Source organism: Rhodococcus sp. IEGM 1406 (assembly GCF_030056745.1).
GTDB classification, from domain to species: domain Bacteria; phylum Actinomycetota; class Actinomycetes; order Mycobacteriales; family Mycobacteriaceae; genus Rhodococcus_F; species Rhodococcus_F erythropolis.
In genome coordinates this window covers 1-232 of sequence record NZ_JASHKO010000039.1, presented here as the reverse complement: position 1 = coordinate 232, position 232 = coordinate 1, and the positions used below count along the sequence as shown (strand labels likewise).

The 232-nt window shown below is 63.4% G+C and carries 1 pseudogene; it reads left to right on the top strand.

Annotation, left to right across the window (positions count from 1 at the left end):
• A pseudogene (locus QM596_RS29615) lies at positions 1 to 232 on the top strand (nitrile hydratase); the annotation flags it as partial.

Sequence of the window (232 nt, the reverse complement as noted above, 5' to 3'; positions counted from 1 at the left end):
GCCACTCAGCAGCTCATCGGCCATTCCGATGCCGACGGAGTCTGGGCGGCATTCGGCTACTTTCAATCAGCAGCCGGCGAGCACGACCTCGAAAAGCGATACAGCGCAAGCGCGAACGAACTCCTGCCTCCGCTCAGCTCTCTGTCGGAGACACCGTACGAAGCGATCGTCGCTTACGCACGCGCAGTCGAACGCCCGACGGCGGGCGATCCGGAACCAGTACTTCGGCAGC